The organism is Mastigocladopsis repens PCC 10914 (assembly GCF_000315565.1).
Classification (GTDB): Bacteria; Cyanobacteriota; Cyanobacteriia; order Cyanobacteriales; family Nostocaceae; genus Mastigocladopsis; species Mastigocladopsis repens.
This window is the reverse complement of the sequence record NZ_JH992900.1, coordinates 190,767-208,573: the sequence shown is the minus strand read 5'-3', so window position 1 is coordinate 208,573 and position 17,807 is coordinate 190,767. Positions and strand designations below refer to the sequence as shown.

Sequence of the window (17,807 nt, the reverse complement as noted above, 5' to 3'; positions counted from 1 at the left end):
GCAATTGCCGAAGCCAGTTTCAGAAACCCTCAACATCTTCTCCTCCCAAACTGCCTGAGTCTTCCCCAAAAAGCCAGTCGCTATCACTGTCGGCATTACCTTCGCCATCCACTTGAAGATTTAAGGAAGGTATTAGCTGTTCAATTTGGCTTTCAAGTCGGGAGATCGCCAGCGTTAAAGAAGCAAGTTGCTCCCTATCCTTCTTAATTTCATTTGAAATCCCCACCCGCAATTGATTTAACCGCTCCTGGAGGGTATGTACTTCCGTTTTGGTCGCAGAAGGAATATTCACTTTCTCTTCCAGGGCGGCGATTTGAGCTTTCAAAGCTTCAATTTCGGCAGCAGTTGCGCTTACACCATCCGGACTCTCTTCCACCAGTGCGTTTCTAATTATAGTTCTCGGCATCGTTATTATCCGTAAGGAGTGCGCCCAGTGTCTGACGAAAATTTACCCCTTTTCTACGCGAAACCACTTGAAGTGGAACTCGTGACTTCGCCACTAGATGATGCCCGCATTGCTCTTGCAGATTATTACTTTCCTAACCGTCAGCGGATAAGTACGACCGAGCAGTTAATTGAGTTGTGGGTGCGCTCTGTTACTATTAAAAGTGAACAAACGCAACGCGCGTATCGTCAAATCGGTTATGAACTTGTTGACTTTATGCAGTCGCGGTTTGGGATATCCGATTTGCGCTATTGTACGTTGTTTCACCTTCATACATATATTGCTTGGTTACAGGATTCAAAACCTGTGCGGGGGAAGAAGGATAGCTATGGACTTAGTAAAAATGCGATTGCCAAGTACACTGCGGCGATAAAAAGTTTGTGGGAGTGGGGGACTAGAGCTTCTATTGGTTATTTTGCCGTAGACTTGGGTAAGGACTTAAGTATACAGTGGGATGATAAGCTCGCAGAGCGCATCTTATCGGAACGCGAAATTGCCAAGTTGGAAAAAGCTGCAATTGCAGTTGATAAAGAACATAAAACGAATAAGATGCATTGGCTGCTGTTTACTCTGGTCTTTTACAGTGGAGTTAGGGCGGGGGAAATTGCACGTCAAACTTCTGATGATGGTAGGAAGATAGTTACGCCTGGTTTATTTTGGCGACAATTTAGGGAAGATGGGGACTGTCTACTATTAACTGTGACGGGAAAAAGGAACAAAGTCCGTACTATTACCTTAGACCCCGAAACGAGTGCTGTAATATTGGAGTATCGTGGGGATGCAAGGAATGATGAGCCGGTGTTCCCCAGTCCTAGTCGGCGAGATAGGGGTAAACCTCTAAGCGACCGAGGGTTGCGGCGGATGATGGAGGAAATTTCTGATTTTGCTGGAATTAAGTTCTCTGCCCACTTTCTACGCCATACCCATGCGACGCTTGCTAAGAAAAATGGAGCTTCTGATTTTGACTTGCAAGCAGATTTGGGCCATGCATCGCCTGCGACAACTGCAAAGTACATCCACCACGTCGGGCGTATCGGGACTTCTCATGCATTGCGTAAAAAAAGGTAATTTTAGCCTTTTATTTTTTATTAATTCAACCTTGCGTCACCTGTATGCTTTAGCTGAAATTGGATAATACAACTTACCACTTGCATTGGCTAACGCAGTGCAGATAAACCATTAGAGCGACGAGGAGAATTTTATTTGATTGTTATCATCGGACAGCGAGCCACTCCAGAACAAATAGAGCAAATGCTGAGTGAGCATAAATTTTACATAAAAGTGGTGGTTGACATTGAGCGTCGTGTCCTGGCTGGTGGTGGCGAAATGCATTATGACTGCTTTGCAAGTTTTACTCGATTGCGGGAGTAGACAGCAAGATATCTGGGCTGCGGCGTATATGCCCTCGACTACTAAAATGACCTTTGACTCTATGGTCAACCTTCGTCCGCGCCAAAACAGGTCAATGGAAATACTCGACGCTACCATAAGAGAACGGGTTGCCCAAATTATCATCGAGTTTTTGGGGGGAGAAACATGAACACAGTAACGCTAAATCAAAAACGCTTTCAACTGAAGGATATTCCGACTCGGTTAAACGACTTAGCAGCGCACCTAGACCAAATTCAATCGCTAATCTTAACTGGCACAGACTCAGATACAGTTGTTAGCCTAATGCGCGAGAGTCGATATTATATCGAGTGGATTGTACCGGAATTTGTGGATATTGATGTTGACTCTTGTGCCGAACTAGTGGATTTAGGACGTGTTCTTACCCGGTGGCTGTTTAATTGGGAAAAAATCTGGGTTGACACAGATTCCCGAACCGAGGTTGCCCAAATTACTTCTGGTTTGTCAGAACGTGTCCGGGAAATCTCGAAAGTAGCATCATGACAGCTATCGTTCCAAGTGCAAACATCCTCAAAAACATCTCCCCACATGGAAGTGTTCCAGAAACTATAACAGTAGGGTTAGGGGCTAACTGAGATAGTTGCTTAGCCTTGGCTTTTACTATAGCGGCACCCATAATTGCTCATGTTAACTACTGTGCCAAATATCTACACCAAGCAATACGCCAAGTAGTTGTAAAAAGCTTCACCCAGGATATGGGTTTTTATCACTTGGTCCCGTACTCAATCTCCAAAACATTCAACAACTTTTCTTGTAATGGTGTCAGATAAGGTGCTAACAGCTTTCCCATTCCATGTAGTATCCAATAAGCAGCAGTATCTAGATTGCCTACTTGGTGAAGTTTCTTAAGGCGCAAACATAACTGTTGCATAAAAGTGCATTCTTCTTCCAGGTAATCCAAATGACTTTAAGTGTTCTAATTTCACAACATACTCGCAATCCCAGGTCGTTACTGTACAACTATAATCGGCCACATAAGTCACAATGCACCAACAACCGCTTTTCCCTTTAAGTTCAGGATTATCTTTGGGAAGAATTTGACAAACTTCCCCCACGTGGTAAGGATTTGGCACTTTCGTTCTTTCTCTAATACGTTGCACAATATCTTTAACAATGTTACCTGTTGGTACTTTACCACCTGCTTGCTCCACAGCCATCTGCCATGCTTGACGCTGTTCTTCTCTTTCCAGTTTGGTTAGTGGTCTGACTTGGCGTTCACTGGTAGGAAGAATTTGTGTCCCATTGGGACACATTTGGATAAGATTATCAACAATATCAGCACCATCAATCAGTCGATATGGATGACGGCGCTCAAATCCAAACCTATCTTTACAATATTCCTCAAATGTCTTGTGAGTAGAGCGATAGAGCCGCTTATCCCGCAGTTCCCGTAAAGCCTTACCAGCTTCGTAAAATGCACTTTCTACCTGACGTTCTAGCTCTAGGCGCAGGCGCAATTCCCCATCAGTGAGCTCGTCGCTAGGAAAAATTTCAACTATGACATTTGCAGTGACCATGGGAGCTACAGGATCGCTGGTTGTGGCAAGACTGTCAAGGGGCTTATCCATCTGCTTTTCCCATTTTCTTTGTAATAAACTTATTCAAAAATAGTGAGGTACTTTGCTATTAGTTTTGAATTATACAGTAAAATGAACGAAGAGATAGTGGTATCATCAAACTTCATTTAGTTTCCAAAACTGGCGATAATTGCACAAAAGCAAAGAAGATAGCTAATAAGGGCGAAAAGCTAAGTCCGAATCTCAAGATCACGATTTTCGGGGAGAGGCTCAATTAAGAAACAACTAGCATGACATTAATGTCCATGCTTTTTAGAACTATAATCAGAATGTTGTTTGAGGTGTTAGATGAATGGCGAGACCTGGGGGCAATCCTGATTTTGGAACCAAGTATCGCTTTAGCTATGGTAGGGAAGAGCCGCTATCAGAACAGGTGAAAGTATTGATGTATCCAGAAATGAAGCATCAACTAAAAAATTTGGCTGCTCAAGAAAATTGCACTGTGCCAGATTTAATCCGAGAGGCTATTGAGCAATATTTGGCTAGTAAAAAGACGGCTCAAGCGAAGCTTTGAGTATTTTAAACGTAGGGGTAAATGAGAAAACTGATTCAATTGCTCAGACATGAAAAGCTACAACGTCTTGAATAGATGCCTCTAAGTGTTTACGAGCCTAGGCTTGGACGTGATTTCATTAGACATCTCCGAAAATACTCAAATTGTTTGCCGAAGTGACTTTTAGCGTGCGATTGCCCAAGGGGCACTGCGCTTCGCGCAATCGCCAATTCCAAAAGTGAGCTAGACAACACGTAACAATAAGGGTTTGAGATGTTTCTTATTAAGAAGAGGGCAAAAATAAGTGGCTATGTACAGGAATTGTACTTGAGAATTATTCCGCTCTTTTATGATGAGAAAACTAAGGTTCCAAGTCGGAGTCTTACAAGTCCACAAATAGTCATAATTATTTGTTCATATTTATTAGGATTTAACCGAAACCGTTCTTGGGCTACTCGGAATATTTTCACGACACGAATTAAATGTTCAACAAATATTCGTTCCTTGGCCAATTCTTTATTTCGTTCTTTTTGTTCCGGAGTTAATTCTTGTTTTTTTGGCTTTTTCGTTGGGGTCTTGATTGATTCTTCTCCTGCGTATGCTTTGTCACCATGAAACCTCTGATTGGGGTCAAATCCTTTTTGATGTTCCCGAAATAAATTGATGTCACTTTTTGTTCCTGGTTTTCCTGCTACTACATCAATAATATCTTTCCCCTCAGGTAAAACGATAATTTGATTTTTCATAGTATGGTTTTTCTTTTTGCCAGAGTAATATTCTTTTTGCTCTTCATATTCCCCAGGCCGCTCTCTTGGCTGTTCATAGCTATCTACTATTAGCTCAAACTCGGTTAAAATTTCTTGAACAACTTGGTAGTCACTTGAGTTTTTTTTTACCTGCTCAAGTAGGCTTGGTGGTAATAATTCTCCTAGAATTGGAAACCAATAATTGAATGTATCGTTTGCAGTTGTCTCACTTACCCCAAATTGGATGCCCAGCAATTGAAATGTTGTTAAATGTCTGAGATATGTCAAAGTTAAAATTATTTGCTCTTCCAACGACAGTTTAGGTCTGCGACCTCCTCCACCCGCAATAATTCTTACCTTTTTAGACTCAGATGATACTTGTTTTTGGTTATGCACCTCTCTCGCTTGTTCTAAAAGTTGCTCTAATTGCTCATACTTGAGACCAATTAAACGCTGTGCATCTAGAGGATGATGTTGAATATGCTCAAATAGAGAACCCACAATAGTTTGGTAAAAATACATTTGTATATGATTTTACCAGGAATTATTTATTTTCCGGAGATGTCTATTGAACTGCTCGGCTAGGTACAGGCATACCCTTGCGCTATGTGAGCTTCCGTGCTGCGAGAATCAAAAACAGTGGAATACGCTTTCGCCGTTCGTAGGTTTGCACGTCGTGAAAGTATTCGCGTTGCGGACGCGCTTCACGCAGATCCTCAATAATAAATCCAGCTTTATTGAGAAGATGGAAATAGTCTTCGACTGTGCGCTGATATTCAAAATTTATCCTAATTTATTCTATCAATCATGACCGACAAGTATTGGGAGAGAGAGCCTCTAGCGTTGGGGGTGGTATAGTTCGTCCGAAGCCTTCCATTCCCAAGCAACACTCATTGGGTCACGGTTGCGAGACCAACTTAAAAATTCTTTGGCACTCTTGTTTTCTCTTTCAGCGATGAGGCCTTGGGGGGTGATGCCAAGTCTTGGTGCAAGACTTTCGTTTGTCCTAGGCTGTAGTTCAACTTGTGTTTGTTGGTACGGGTACGCTGTTTGTCTTCGCCCTTTGTTGTTGCCCAATCTCCCAGAGGCGTTAGCGGAGCTGATCGTAGATATCGCTCGCTCAATTAGCTCTAGCTTTTTGGTGATCCCTTCTAGTTTTGTATCCACCGAGGAGCCTTGAGCCGCAATATGGGATTCCAGTTTCAAGAGCTTCTCCTCTAGCTGTTTAACTGATTTACTGCCTGCTGTTATATCGATATCATTTTTGCTATCAAATTCTCCTAGTAATTCCTCTAAGGCTTGCAGCAAGGCAATTGTATGCCCTTGCCTGTGTAGCTTGGATAGTCGCCGAACCACCCCAATGAGTGGAACGGGCACACGAATCATTTCGCTTGGCGGGGACTTTTGGTCAGGCATTTGATATCAATTTTGATATCGGCAAGCTGATTGTAAAATGTTTGGTGTCACGCTGTCATTTACTTCAGCTAAGTTGTGTCCATATTTTGAAAAATTGTTACAAAACAACACAATTTGTGATGGGAGTGCCTGCTTGAGAACGCCCAGGTATTGTTTTGGTTGTTGTTTTGGATAATTCATCACCTAGAATTGATTACATTCCCCGCCAATTTATCTTGAGAAGAATATACCAATATGATTTAGATACTGAAGATGTAAAAGCAATAGACAATATGGTGGAAGTCTATGAACTTGAAACGGATATAGTCATGGTTTATGTTAACCGGAAGAGTGAAATGTATACTGCTATGGAAAAACCAGAAAATACTCTCCCTGAATGCTATGAAACTCTGCGTAAAAAGGATGAATCAATATAATATATTATGGTATAAGTATCCTAATAAAATCATTAAATTAAATTTATTAAATGGGTATTTTAATAAATAATTAATATTAGGAATTAGGAGTTTTATGTGCAACTAAAAATTGGATTACAAAGGGGCGTTGATAACACACCTATTGAAGCCTATTTAGTAGATTTAGGACAAAGGCATGTTGATGATTATGTCAATAATTGGGTAGAAAAATTAAGGCGGTTTAGCCAAGAAGATAAATACTGGGACTGGATATTCAAATTAAGATATATTGCAAATCAAGAAAACCTTGAAGGTTATGCAGTTGAGTGCGAAAACAAAACTCAAGGATTAATGATAATAGAAACACAAATGCACGGTTCTCGGTTGAATATTGGTAAGAGGCTAGTTTATGTTGATGGCATTGCCACTGCCCCGACTAACCGAATCGAAATTCAACGTCCGCCTCAATTCAAAGGTGTTGGTCAAGCACTATTAAATTTCGCAATTCCTTAGAAGTGTTGAGTTAGGGTATGAAGGTAGAGTTGGGTTGCATTCCTTACCAAGGTCTGAAGGATTTTACGAAAAACAAAACATGTTTAACTGCGGACCTGAAGAAGACTATGATAATTTGGTCTATTTTGAATATGGTGCATTGAGACGAAGATAAGGGCTGATAAGGTAAAAATTTATGAATCACCAACAGCAAAATGATAATTCTGAGGCAAACGAGTCAATAACAACCCAAGAGGCTATAGATTTACTTTTTGGTGAAGGATGGCTGGAAGATGCTGTTTGCATCGAAGATGAAGCAAATTGCACTATCGGCGCTGGTTTGGATTGGGGTAGCGCATTCGCACCTTTAATGCTCAACAAAACTTTATTTGGTCGTTTATCAACGCTACGTGTATCTCTCAACCTCGAAGTCAGGCTAATAATTGAAACATGGGATCTGGGTATAGGTACTTTTTCAGCGACAGAAACTGCAAGGGCACGCATTAAAGAGCGGTTGCTATCTCCTACGCCTGAATTAATACCTCATTTGTCAGCTACTTTGCTGCAAGATGATTTATATGGTGAAGAGTTTATATCTAACCGCGAAGCCCTCAAATCACTACTTGCAGTACTTCTTACTGATTCTGATAGAGAAGAAATTGTAGAGAAGGCTGCTAATTCAATACGCACACAAGTTATGTCTCAGGTGAATTTTTCCGAAAAAGTTTCTGCGTAAATAGTAAATATAAGAACAATGATATCGTGTCAAATTCAATCAAATTCATAAAAGGGGCGAACGCGCTCTTCAGCGGCTACTCTTGACTCTATTGTCAATAAACTTGAGTTATTTATTTCCTCATCCTATTTTTGTAATTCCCACATAGCAACCTTTCTAAGCTTTTTTGTTCGTCGAACTCACGTTCAAGTTAGTAGTTATTGGTTGCTCTTTTCTTACATATTGGGACAGGTTGGCATATCATCTCCAACGAGTAGCCTTGCGAGACTGGGCAATGCCTCACCGTAGGTTGGGTGAATGTGAACCGATTGTTCGAGTACCTGCCACGTTGCTTTAGCTTCCATAAGTGACAAAAAGACATGCACGAGTTCAGCCGTTTCGTACCCAACTAGCGTTGCTCCTAAAATCAAATTCGTGTGGGTGTCGATGACCATGCGGTAGAAACCCAGATCGTGCCCCCACTCAATGCTACGGGCGATGTGAGCCATAGGCAGGGTGACTTCACGGGCAGCAATGCCCTGTTTGTGAGCCTGCTCTAGCGTCATCCCTACCCGGCCCACTTGCGGCTCTGTGTAGACAGCATAGCCTAACACCCGATCGTTGCGTGTCCGGTGTTCGCCACACAGAATGGCTTTCAAGCGACGATAGTCTTCCCAAGAAACATGGGTAAAAGCAGGCTGCTTGGCAGCGTCTCCGATGGCATAAATCCCAGAATGAGTCGTCTGAAACTGATCATCGATTTTAATAAACCCTTGTGCATCTAATTCAACGCCTGTCACCGCAGTATTTAATGCCTCAGTATTCGGTTTGCGCCCAGTTGCAATCAGCAATGCTTCTCCATCAAGTACTTCGCCATTACTCAGCGTTAGGGTAAACACACCGTTCGTGTAAGCAACCTGCTGAACCGTCACATTGAAATGCAGTCCAATTCCATCTTGCTTAAATGCATCCAAAAGCACAGCACTGACATCGGATTCTTCTTGAGCCAGCAGGCGATCGCCCCGCACAATCAATTCGGTTTGGCTTCCTAAACGCGCCATTCCTTGCCCTAACTCTAGGGCAATATAGCCACCGCCGACCACGAGCAACCGGGGCGGAATCTGCTGCAAATCAAAGAAATTTCGGTTGGTGAGATAAGGCGTTCCTGCTAAACCAGGAATGTCAGGAATGGTGGAGGATGTCCCTGTATTGATAACAATGATCGGAGCCTGCACCGTCACACCACCTCCGCTTACAGTTCGCTCTCCGGTGAAAGCAGCTTCAGCGTAGACAACTCTAACCCCTGCACTCTCTAATCGCCGCTTGGTACCCTGGTTAAACTGGCTGCGAATGCTACGCACACGCTCCATCACTGTAGAAAAATCAACTTCAACTTGCGCGTGTATACCTAGCTTTGTGGCTTGTCGAGCACGACCTGCGGCATGGGCAGCCGCTAGAAAGGCTTTAGAAGGCGTACAGCCATAGTTGATGCAACTGCCGCCCAACGCATCGCGCTCAAATAGAACGACGTTCTGACCTGCTTTGGCAAAGTCAGCCGCGAGTGGAACTCCGCCTTGACCACTTCCAATCACAATTACATCTGCTGTTTCCATTGTTACCTCTGTTGATAGCTGGTGATTACAGTTTGTTGAGTACGACTGGCTTTAATTAAATCGACTGCTTTTTCACCAATCATGATGATCGGTGCGTTTGTATTGCCTGTCGTCAGCGTTGGCATGATGGAGGCATCGACGACCTGCAAGCCCTCAATTCCATGTACTCGCAGTTTAGAGTTTACCACTGCCATTGGATCAGTGCCCCGGAATGCAAGTACATACCTGTAGTGAGCTATTTCAATTGGATTTGGCAGCACAGCCGCTTCAAGACCACCGCAGCGCAGCGGGCAGGTTTAGCCGATCGCTGTTGGAGTTGGCATGAGGCATGCGATTTACCCCACAATTATTTGACGCACAATCGAATGGGCTACAGGGGATTGAATGTAACAGGGGAGTGTGTTGGGTTTACTGTCGTCAACCCAACCTACGCGGCGGGCGATAAGCTGGGTACAGCTTGCGCTTCGCGATCGCACTACGGGAGATTCAGAGCAGGTAAGCGATCGCCTGAAACCCTTATTCTTTCGTCAACGTACAAAAGTTTTCGGTCTACTGTCCTTGACTGATGAATAGAAACAATAAGTCAGGCTAATTTTGCCCGCCAGTAACTGGAATAAAGCATTAATCATAGTCTTGTGATTCTTGCCAGACTTATGTACAACCATATTGATATCAATGATTGTCTCATCAATCAGACTTGCTTGAACGTCGAGGACGCAACCCAACGGGACGCGCGATGTGTGGAACAGCTTATAATCACAGTTGTAACGGATATCGCACGACTCTTAATTGCATTTATGGGCGCAAACAAACGCAGTCGCTATCCCTCGAATTGGAATTCTATCGCGTTAGACATTAAATCAAAATCCGACTGGCGATGTACGCGCTGTGGGATGCAATGTCTGAGACCAACTGATAAAAAAGAAGGATTATCTCGTAGGGAACGTAGCATCAAAACATTAGTTGTCCACCACTGGAATTACACGCCCGAGGACAATCGAAACGAAAATCTCGCGGCTTTATGCCAAGGTTGTCATATGCTTTTCCATACGCGGCGGAGGGGAAATATATCACCAGGACAACTGTCTTTATGGTAACAAAACCAGTAATTTGAGACAAATAAATAGTAAGTAATTCTGATAAGAGAAGAAGATAATCTTCCCTTTTAAAATCTACATCACAACAAATGCTGACGCAACAACTTCACGCTCATGAATTGAAGTTGTATAAAGATGAAAACTGTTACTAATTATAACTCAAAAACCAATCAAAAACCAGCAAAATCTGCACCAGAAGTTCAACAAATCAGAACAATCCTAAGCGAAGTGGATTACTACGACTACGAAGCAGAATTGGCGCAGGAAAAGTCAGACTACTATCACTTATACGGTTACTAAATTCAATCTCCCTTCAACCATCAACTCTTAATAGTCAACAGCCAGTAACAAGTAACCACTACTGGCTTTTCATATTAATTAGGAACTTTTCATGACTCAAGCACAGATGCGCGAAATCAACCAACTTACGCTCAAGGAATTAAGCTTAGATGCTGCTAAACTCTGGTCACAGATAGAAGAAGCAAGCGAGTTAGGCGAAGAAGGTAAAGTAGAACAACTCGTACAAGAACTTATGGGTGTTCAAGATGGTATCGAAACCAAAATCGATGCGATCGCCTGGGTAGTTGATCAGCTAAACCTTGACCTCGAAACCTGGGAGGAAAGAAAAGCGCGAGTAGCCGAACTCCACAACCAAGTAATTTCACGCCGAAAAACTCAACTTGAACAAATCAAGCGCACCCTCATCCATTTATACGAGATTGGATTAATCAATGACAAAAATATCGGTAAGGAAAGGGTGATTGAGATTAGAGATAACCCACCTAAAGTGGCTAACTTGCTATTAGAAGTAGATGATGAAGATTTTCCGGATGAGTTTAGAACTATCAAGTACCAAGCTAACAATAAGGCAATTCTCGAAGCTTACAAATCTGGTCAAGATATCAGCCATGTTGCTGAGGTAACTATCGGAAAGCAGGTACGGTTTAAAGTGCAATCAAGTGGAAAAAGTCGCAACAATAAAAACCAGAAATGATGGCATAAGCGAAGTTGGATAAGACAAAATACCTGAAAGATTACCATCGTGGTTGAGTAAAATCTCAACCATGTTTTTTATTAACTCTTAAGATTATCTTGTACCTATAAGGGGAAAGGATAAAAATATCCGACAATATAAAACACCACAGCAGCTTCGCTCTCATGATACTAGAAGAAATTGCGTAACGTAACTCACTTCATCAAGGCAACAACAATTCAGTATTAAAAGGCAACTGCAAATGGAAACTTTAGTTCATTTTATCGACAACTTACTTTACATCCTTATTTACGGATTTAGCAGCTTGTTTATTCTGGTATTCATGTTAGAGATACAAGCTGCATTCGTCAACTATATGCCAGGTAACACCGCACCAAACTACATTCAATCATTCAGCCATCAACTGCTACCAGTTATAGAAAAAAATGAGTAAATACCGATTTTTTAGCAAACAGAAAATTTAGATAAAGAAGCATTACCATTAGTTTTCAAAACCCAAAATTCTAGACAAGCAGCCATATTAAAAAGCGGTTGTGACAACTCTCGTCGCTAACTGCTGCTTAAGCAGAAGTAGAAAAAATTAACCGCAAATACCCCAATCTTTTCTTTTAGGTAAAGCAACCAAATGCCAAATAATCACCCTTACAAAATTATTCCCAATCGGATTACCAAACTAGGAGAAAATCAAATTTTCGTCTTTGGCTCCAACACTGAAGGAAAGCACGGGGCAGGTGGTGCCTTATTTGCCCGTCAGCACTGCGACGCCCAGTACGGCAACCCCCAAGGGCTTCAAGGTCGCTCCTGGGGAATTATCACCAAAGACCTGTCCAAGGGTAAATGCTCAATCCCCCTTCCCCAAATTAAATATCAAATTTCAGAAGTAATCAACTATGCAGCAGCGCACCCAGAACTGGAATTCCTCTTCTCTGCAATTGGCTGTAGCCTGGCTGGTTACTCAGCCACAAAGATAGGTGGACTGTTTGCAGACATTTACCTTCCTCCCAACATCTGGCTTCCTCAAGAGTTTGTAGACCACCTAATAGAAGATAAACCCACTCTTAGAGTTGTATTCATTGGCAATCGTAGACAAAAGTTTAAACACCCAGATATTTGGAACAAAACATGCTCATCAATTGCACTTCTAGTTAATAGAATTTGCGAGCGCGCGGTGGAATGGAAGTACCAAAGGGTAGAATTTTATTCTGGTATGGCGTTAGGGGTAGACACTGCCGTCGCCGAAATCGTCTTGGAGCAGAAAAATAATCCGAATATTGAGGTGATTCTTACCGCCGCCGTGCCATGTACAAACCAGGATGCCAAATGGAAAGAGGGTGACCAGCTCAAATATCACCAACTCCTCTCCCAGGCAAAATGTATCAAATACGTGTCAAACCTCCCTTATCAGGAAGCTGGTTCTTTCAAGTGCCTGGACAACCGCAATAAATGGATGCTATCTCAACTGAAGGGAAAACCAGAACACGATGCGGTAATCGCCATTTGGGACGGGCAACCAGGGGGAACAGCCAACTGTCTAAATAATGCGATGAGACTCGGACACCGCGTATATGATAAATAGGTCAGCACAAATATTTGTCGTTGAGACAAGGCAGTGGGAGCTCAACGGAAGAGGATTTCAATGCCTTAATCTTTCTGAACATATAGCAATCCTATTTGATAGGTGAACAGTTCGTTTGGGCTGTTGACTGTTAACAGTTGACAGTCAACAGTCTTAACTCAATATTTACAAATCATTTAGGACTGCTATAGTTATGTTTTTTTGTGCTTTCCTACTTAGCGCCAAAGCCGTTAGTTCAATATTTTTTACAAAGAGCGTAGTTGAGCCGTAAGTGATTGAATTAACTCTTCTGCTTCATCCTTGCCAATACCTTGTAAAATCGCAATCGCTTTTTTCAAATTAATTTGGCAGTCTTCTGAATATCCCTGCATCATATCCTCTAAGGCATGATTTAAAGTATACTCACCTAAATCAGCAACTTCGCGGTGGAATAACCAATATGTTAATGTCACCCGCAATGCCAACTTATCAGCTAGGGTAAGTTTCTCTAGCGTTGTGCCGAAAGACTCGATAAGTTGGTCAATTTGATTCGTATGCGTAGAATCTGTAACGCACTTGCTCATCTTGATAAATTCCCTAATTTTTTCTCGAAAATATCACCAGTAGTAGCCGCTACATTTTTCCTAGACAAAACTGGACAACCTTCGCAGTGAGGCGGTTTGAGTCGTGTAGAATTTACGGTTATTTGTCAATAACCGCCTCACTGCGTCAATAACATCAACTCTAACTAGTAATATTTGTAAAAGGTTGTCCAGTTTTGTCATGGGTTCACCCTTCCTAGAACTCTTTTGCTAAATACCTGAAAAACTTTACTATTGCAGGGTGGCGATTGCTATCCAGTTGAAAAAGGTTAAAAAGCTTACTGTACAAGCTTTCCTTGCTACCCTACATCCATCGAAGGGCTTTGCCCTACAGCTCCCGTTGACGAATTGCACTAGTTCCTATATGCCAAATACCCCTGGCGGTAATTACTTTTCTTCAACTTCGTAGCCTGACGAGGTGTCCACTGCTTAATAGCGTCTACCCTACCCGCATGGCGCAACTTCTCTTCATAAGTAGTATTACCCGTCAGTTTTGCGATCGCAATAGCGATGACAAGCGCACAACGCTCCGGCTGGCTGGAAATCTGTTCCTCTGCGAACCGCACTACCACCCAGTTAGCTTCGACAAAGCACTTGTTCCTGTAGTCATCCTCCCCAATACAGTGAGTAGGTTTTCCCGTCGCAAACGATATCGGCTCATCCACTTCAACATCTAGGTGTAGCCCAGTGGTGGGTTCCACAATCAGAAAATCAGCCGTGTAATGTAAATCGTGCCCTGGCGGTAACATCTTCTGTTGGGGTAAAACAACCCCTTCACCAAAATAATGCTTCAAGACATTCCCGAATAAATTCTCACTCGCGCCCACAAACGTCTGCTAAGACTCGCTGATAAATTGTCACAAATCATACTTTATTTTGATGATTTTGATAAAGCTTTTGCCGGAGATGATGATATAGCTAAACGATTAGCTGGTAAGCTTTTGACCTGGATGCAAGAAAGACAGTCTGATGTATTAGTTATTGCTTCAGTAAACCGGATGGAGTGGCTACCACCCGAACTCACCCGCGCCGGACGGTTTGACTACCTATTCAAGGTAGACTTACCCAACAACGGGGAAAGACATACTATCTTCAAACTGCATGCTGCTCGATTTGACGAACGCTTCCGCAATGGGGGCGATCCTTGGGACGAAGAACAGTGGCGCAGAATTCTTAAAGCCACCAATAGGTGCGTAGGTGCTGAAATCCAGACAATTGTAGAACGTGCTGCTAGCACCATATTCTGTCAGACAGTAACAGAAGATACCTACTCACGAAGCAAACTCCCCCCACTTGAACTAACCATCGAAGCACTGCTTGAAGAACGCCGCCAGATTAATCCGCTTGCTATCCGCGAAGCAGATAGAGTCGAGTCAATGCGTAATAAAGCAGATCAACAAGCTTTACCTAGTAGCCCTCGAGATGAAAGCAAGTTTGCTGTTGGAAATATCGATATTTTTAGCTAGCAAACATCAATAAAAAAGGAGTCAGAATGCAGAATTCAGAATTCAGAATACTCTACTCATCAAGGGATAAAGTTTTAGGAAGGAAGAGTATTTAATACTGGTTTCGCCCCTGACGGGACGTTAGCGTAGCGGGACGAAGTCCAGTTTTCAACCAACAACCGATACCACTCGTACAGAATTCATGACAGATTTTGACTCCTGAGTTCTTGTTCATAAATCAGTTCAAAGTTTCATCATGTTTGGGCTAAAGCAAACAGACCCAAAACATTTCAACAGTTCATAATGTTTGCCATTTCTAACCACTTTACCACTTTATTTCTCTAAAATTATGGAAGTTACAAGACAAACTACTCAAAAGCACGCTCAAACAAAAAGCGCACAAACTTCAGAAAAAAGCTTATTCTTCAAATTTCTCAATGTCGCTGGACCAATTGCTGGTTTCATTGCTGCCCTCTCACCCCTACCACTCTACTTTTAGACTCATCAACCCCAGTCTCTACCGATTGGTGCGACCTTTACTAGTAATAACCAAACAATCAAACTAGAGGTAGCTAGAGTTGCCCAAGAACTATCCAAAGGACTCAAATTCCGCAAGTCAATACCCAACAACCACGGGATGCTATTTGCTATGAACAAATCCGAACCAATTAGCTTGTGGATGAAGGATACTCACATCCCCCTAGATATGATATTTCTCAAAAATGGAGAAATTAAACATATCGTCAAGAATGTACCACCCTGTACAACGAGGGAATGTCCTAAATACAATTCAGTGTACCCTGTCAATCAAGTCATCGAATTACCCGCAGGTAGCGCAGATTCTCTCGGGTTAAATAATGGAGGATTTCTCAAAATAAATTTTAATTAGTCTCAACTCCTGAGCAAACAACAAAAGAGCAAAAATCAGGCTTGAAATCCCTAAACATAAGGATGTTTAGGGTTTTTACTTTGCTTAAAGATACGATTGAGATACATTTTTCTTTTTGTCAATACAACTATATTTGAATTTAGCTTCAACACTGTATAGGCAAAGATAACATCAAAACTTAAACAATTCATCGGATGTATCAAAAATCCTGACAGCCATAGAATAAACGTATAAGTCACAAGGCTTACAAGAGTTTTAACAGAAAGAACTCAGGAGTCAGGAGCCAGAATTCAGAATTGAATTCTGTGCGACTGGTGAACCAGTACTGCAGGAGGTGAGACCAGTGCTGCAGGAGGGTTTCCCTCCGTAGGCAACTGGCGAACCCGAAGGGGTAACCCGAGCGCAGGTAACTGGTGTTCGCGTAGCGTGCCGAAGGCATACCCGGAGGGCGGATGAGTAAAGGGGTTTAAATCCCCACCGTCTATACGGTGTTCAATGCGCGTTGGGGTCTGAATCCAAGGGCGTACATTGATTCTGACTCCTGAATTCTGACTTCTGAATTCTTCTTCAACCAATAACGATGCTTTGTTGGGCTTTGCCTAAAAGAGTATCTCTGCGACAAGTTCTCTCAAAAATTAGCTCTCATAAACCCATAATTACACCCACATGAGAACAAACTACGACTCCGATTACAATAAGGACTATACATCCTACGAACAAGAATACGGATATCCTGTTTCAGCGAGACGTCGCCGCACTTGGAAAGAAAATGGCACAATCGCGGGTTTGATGGCTGTTGGTACCGGATTGATGATTGTGGATATCTCAATCCACAACATGGTTATGGCATCACTTGCATTTGCTACTGCCATCATCGCATTAATGCCCAAAAAAGCAAACAGTTTGCTTTCTAACTTTGAGAAATGGCAGCGCAAGTACGGCATCAACATTTACACAATCATGTTTTGCTTGGTAGGTGTGGTATTCCTGCTGGATATGTCAGTTGCACCAGCCAGCGCGCAATTCATGAACAGTGCTGAAAAATTCTTTACAGATGATAAGTACTTCCCTGGTATTGATAAAAAAGTAACTGGTTTCATTTTCGCAGTACTGCGCGGTCTGTTCCTTATTTATCTCGCTATCGGTCTTATCCGGGTAGTCCAAGCAGCCAGAAATGATGAAGATTGGCAGACCATTGCCCGTACTCCAATTATTATTGCCATCACCATAGTTGTTGGCGATATCCTCGCTGGACTAGTAGTTGGTGGTGGCGGCGGCTAAACACAAAGCAGCACAGCCAACCCAGCTAAGGCTTGATTAGTAAGCTGTCGGCTATACAATTTTCCTGCCCATAGCCTTGCTGTAAGGACGGAAGCTTACAAAAAGTGCAACTTGTAGACGCGACAGCTTATCACTCCTACTTGAATCAAATATGCCTAGAGACAAAGAATTCCGTACCGTTAACCGAGTCTTAGGTGACCAACCCCGCCTCGGTCCATTTCCCGCTGACCAAATTGTTCCTTGGAGTGCGATCGCCCTGATCATGTATGTAGTAGTCCAAGGATTTCTTCAAGCAGGATGGCTAGCAACAGGAATATCAATTGCCTGGGGATGGGCAACTTGGTGGACGGTCACATCAAATAAAGCCTTCTTAGGTAAGTTTGTCGGTACTCCCCGCATCACTCGCGGATATAAGCCCTTCGTTTCATTGGTTAATCCACACCAAAGCGAACCAAGGAAAAAACCCGCTTCTAAGCGCAAACGCAATTGAAGAAGAATTCAGGAGTCAGAATTCAGGAGTCAGAATAAGAAATTGGGAGAGGATTCTGACCCCTCCCAATTTAAGACAAAGATGCAAGGAGGGGGTTTTAGACCCGTATACGAGGCGAGCCAGTCGTATAGGAGCCACGCTCATATCTCTCT

General features: G+C 42.7%; 22 protein-coding genes and 5 pseudogenes. 18 read left to right on the top strand and 9 right to left on the bottom strand.

What is annotated here, in order from left to right:
* Positions 1-19: 19 nt before the first annotated feature.
* Positions 20-406, bottom strand: a complete 387-nt coding sequence (locus tag MAS10914_RS29260) for a hypothetical protein (RefSeq protein ID WP_232224076.1) — start codon at positions 404-406, stop codon at positions 20-22.
* Positions 407-433: 27 nt separating this feature from the next.
* Here MAS10914_RS29260 and MAS10914_RS0101205 point away from each other — a divergent pair, with 27 nt between their 5' ends.
* The 3 genes and pseudogenes from MAS10914_RS0101205 (at position 434) to MAS10914_RS0101195 (ending at position 2,338) form a co-directional block, all read left to right on the top strand.
* Positions 434-1,513 (top strand): tyrosine-type recombinase/integrase, encoded by a 1,080-nt coding sequence (locus tag MAS10914_RS0101205; RefSeq protein ID WP_017314087.1) that lies wholly within the window; start codon positions 434-436, stop codon positions 1,511-1,513.
* A 183-nt stretch (positions 1,514-1,696) separates the two neighbouring features.
* Positions 1,697-1,985 (top strand): annotated as a pseudogene (locus MAS10914_RS31395) (DUF5674 family protein).
* Entirely contained in the window at positions 1,982-2,338 is a 357-nt protein-coding gene (locus MAS10914_RS0101195; protein WP_017314086.1) for a hypothetical protein, read from the top strand. The pseudogene MAS10914_RS31395 and the gene MAS10914_RS0101195 overlap by 4 nt, the downstream one beginning before the upstream one ends.
* Positions 2,339-2,700: 362 nt before the next feature.
* Here the strand turns inward: MAS10914_RS0101195 and MAS10914_RS31915 are convergent, their stop codons facing one another.
* Complete coding sequence (locus MAS10914_RS31915) at positions 2,701-3,423, bottom strand: hypothetical protein (protein ID WP_332248784.1); 723 nt, start codon at positions 3,421-3,423, stop codon at positions 2,701-2,703.
* Positions 3,424-3,724: 301 nt separating this feature from the next.
* On the opposite strand from MAS10914_RS31915, the gene MAS10914_RS0101185 reads away from it, so the two are divergent.
* A complete protein-coding gene (locus MAS10914_RS0101185) occupies positions 3,725-3,946 on the top strand; it encodes a ribbon-helix-helix domain-containing protein (RefSeq protein WP_017314085.1) in 222 nt (73 codons plus the stop codon).
* 326 nt (positions 3,947-4,272) lie between these two features.
* Here MAS10914_RS0101185 and MAS10914_RS0101180 read toward each other — a convergent pair whose 3' ends face one another.
* Complete coding sequence (locus MAS10914_RS0101180) at positions 4,273-5,193, bottom strand: IS5/IS1182 family transposase (RefSeq protein ID WP_017314084.1); 921 nt, start codon at positions 5,191-5,193, stop codon at positions 4,273-4,275.
* A gap of 315 nt (positions 5,194-5,508) precedes the next feature.
* A complete protein-coding gene (locus MAS10914_RS0101175; protein WP_017314083.1) occupies positions 5,509-6,087 on the bottom strand; it encodes a hypothetical protein in 579 nt (192 codons plus the stop codon).
* A gap of 155 nt (positions 6,088-6,242) precedes the next feature.
* Here MAS10914_RS0101175 and MAS10914_RS0101165 point away from each other — a divergent pair, with 155 nt between their 5' ends.
* The 3 genes and pseudogenes from MAS10914_RS0101165 to MAS10914_RS0101155 all read left to right on the top strand — a co-directional run bounded on the left by MAS10914_RS0101165 (position 6,243) and on the right by MAS10914_RS0101155 (position 7,710).
* The gene (locus tag MAS10914_RS0101165; RefSeq protein WP_156818060.1) at positions 6,243-6,503 is read left to right on the top strand and encodes a hypothetical protein; all 261 of its coding nucleotides are present in this window, start codon (positions 6,243-6,245) and stop codon (positions 6,501-6,503) included.
* A 96-nt stretch (positions 6,504-6,599) separates the two neighbouring features.
* Positions 6,600-7,149 (top strand): annotated as a pseudogene (locus MAS10914_RS31390) (GNAT family N-acetyltransferase).
* Between the two features lie 21 nt (positions 7,150-7,170).
* Entirely contained in the window at positions 7,171-7,710 is a 540-nt protein-coding gene (locus MAS10914_RS0101155; protein ID WP_017314079.1) for a hypothetical protein, read from the top strand.
* 215 nt (positions 7,711-7,925) lie between these two features.
* Here the strand turns inward: MAS10914_RS0101155 and MAS10914_RS0101150 are convergent, their stop codons facing one another.
* Both MAS10914_RS0101150 and MAS10914_RS29240 read right to left on the bottom strand, forming a co-directional pair.
* Entirely contained in the window at positions 7,926-9,302 is a 1,377-nt protein-coding gene (locus tag MAS10914_RS0101150) for a dihydrolipoyl dehydrogenase family protein (RefSeq protein ID WP_017314078.1), read from the bottom strand.
* Between the two features lie 2 nt (positions 9,303-9,304).
* A pseudogene (locus tag MAS10914_RS29240) lies at positions 9,305-9,508 on the bottom strand (GMC oxidoreductase); the annotation flags it as partial.
* A gap of 21 nt (positions 9,509-9,529) precedes the next feature.
* Here MAS10914_RS29240 and MAS10914_RS36510 point away from each other — a divergent pair.
* From MAS10914_RS36510 to MAS10914_RS31910, 6 genes and pseudogenes are all read left to right on the top strand, one after another.
* Positions 9,530-9,643 (top strand): annotated as a pseudogene (locus tag MAS10914_RS36510) (IS1 family transposase); the annotation flags it as partial.
* A gap of 312 nt (positions 9,644-9,955) precedes the next feature.
* Positions 9,956-10,399: a hypothetical protein gene (locus MAS10914_RS32415; RefSeq protein WP_332248783.1), complete on the top strand. Its 444-nt coding sequence runs from the start codon at positions 9,956-9,958 to the stop codon at positions 10,397-10,399.
* A gap of 135 nt (positions 10,400-10,534) precedes the next feature.
* Positions 10,535-10,699 (top strand): hypothetical protein, encoded by a 165-nt coding sequence (locus tag MAS10914_RS34810; RefSeq protein WP_017314076.1) that lies wholly within the window; start codon positions 10,535-10,537, stop codon positions 10,697-10,699.
* Between the two features lie 91 nt (positions 10,700-10,790).
* A complete protein-coding gene (locus MAS10914_RS0101135) occupies positions 10,791-11,393 on the top strand; it encodes a siphovirus Gp157 family protein (RefSeq protein ID WP_017314075.1) in 603 nt (200 codons plus the stop codon).
* A gap of 241 nt (positions 11,394-11,634) precedes the next feature.
* A complete protein-coding gene (locus MAS10914_RS0101130; protein WP_017314074.1) occupies positions 11,635-11,826 on the top strand; it encodes a hypothetical protein in 192 nt (63 codons plus the stop codon).
* Positions 11,827-12,018: 192 nt separating this feature from the next.
* Positions 12,019-12,969 (top strand): A1S_2505 family phage non-structural protein, encoded by a 951-nt coding sequence (locus tag MAS10914_RS31910; RefSeq protein WP_017314073.1) that lies wholly within the window; start codon positions 12,019-12,021, stop codon positions 12,967-12,969.
* Between the two features lie 245 nt (positions 12,970-13,214).
* Here MAS10914_RS31910 and MAS10914_RS0101120 read toward each other — a convergent pair whose 3' ends face one another.
* The 3 genes from MAS10914_RS0101120 to MAS10914_RS0101115 form a co-directional block, all read right to left on the bottom strand.
* Complete coding sequence (locus MAS10914_RS0101120; RefSeq protein WP_017314072.1) at positions 13,215-13,532, bottom strand: hypothetical protein; 318 nt, start codon at positions 13,530-13,532, stop codon at positions 13,215-13,217.
* Between the two features lie 60 nt (positions 13,533-13,592).
* Positions 13,593-13,733, bottom strand: coding sequence for a hypothetical protein (locus tag MAS10914_RS35230; RefSeq protein WP_232224075.1), 141 nt, complete (start codon positions 13,731-13,733; stop codon positions 13,593-13,595).
* Between the two features lie 170 nt (positions 13,734-13,903).
* The gene (locus tag MAS10914_RS0101115) at positions 13,904-14,377 is read right to left on the bottom strand and encodes a hypothetical protein (protein ID WP_017314071.1); all 474 of its coding nucleotides are present in this window, start codon (positions 14,375-14,377) and stop codon (positions 13,904-13,906) included.
* Here MAS10914_RS0101115 and MAS10914_RS0101110 point away from each other — a divergent pair.
* The 5 genes and pseudogenes from MAS10914_RS0101110 to MAS10914_RS0101090 form a co-directional block, all read left to right on the top strand.
* Positions 14,378-15,016, top strand: a pseudogene (locus MAS10914_RS0101110) (AAA family ATPase); the annotation flags it as partial.
* Between the two features lie 328 nt (positions 15,017-15,344).
* Positions 15,345-15,494: a hypothetical protein gene (locus MAS10914_RS35225; RefSeq protein WP_232224074.1), complete on the top strand. Its 150-nt coding sequence runs from the start codon at positions 15,345-15,347 to the stop codon at positions 15,492-15,494.
* A 24-nt stretch (positions 15,495-15,518) separates the two neighbouring features.
* A complete protein-coding gene (locus MAS10914_RS35220; protein ID WP_332248789.1) occupies positions 15,519-15,884 on the top strand; it encodes a DUF192 domain-containing protein in 366 nt (121 codons plus the stop codon).
* A gap of 666 nt (positions 15,885-16,550) precedes the next feature.
* Positions 16,551-17,165 (top strand): hypothetical protein, encoded by a 615-nt coding sequence (locus MAS10914_RS0101095; protein WP_017314066.1) that lies wholly within the window; start codon positions 16,551-16,553, stop codon positions 17,163-17,165.
* A 151-nt stretch (positions 17,166-17,316) separates the two neighbouring features.
* Positions 17,317-17,655, top strand: coding sequence for a hypothetical protein (locus MAS10914_RS0101090; protein ID WP_017314065.1), 339 nt, complete (start codon positions 17,317-17,319; stop codon positions 17,653-17,655).
* Positions 17,656-17,807 lie beyond the last annotated feature (152 nt).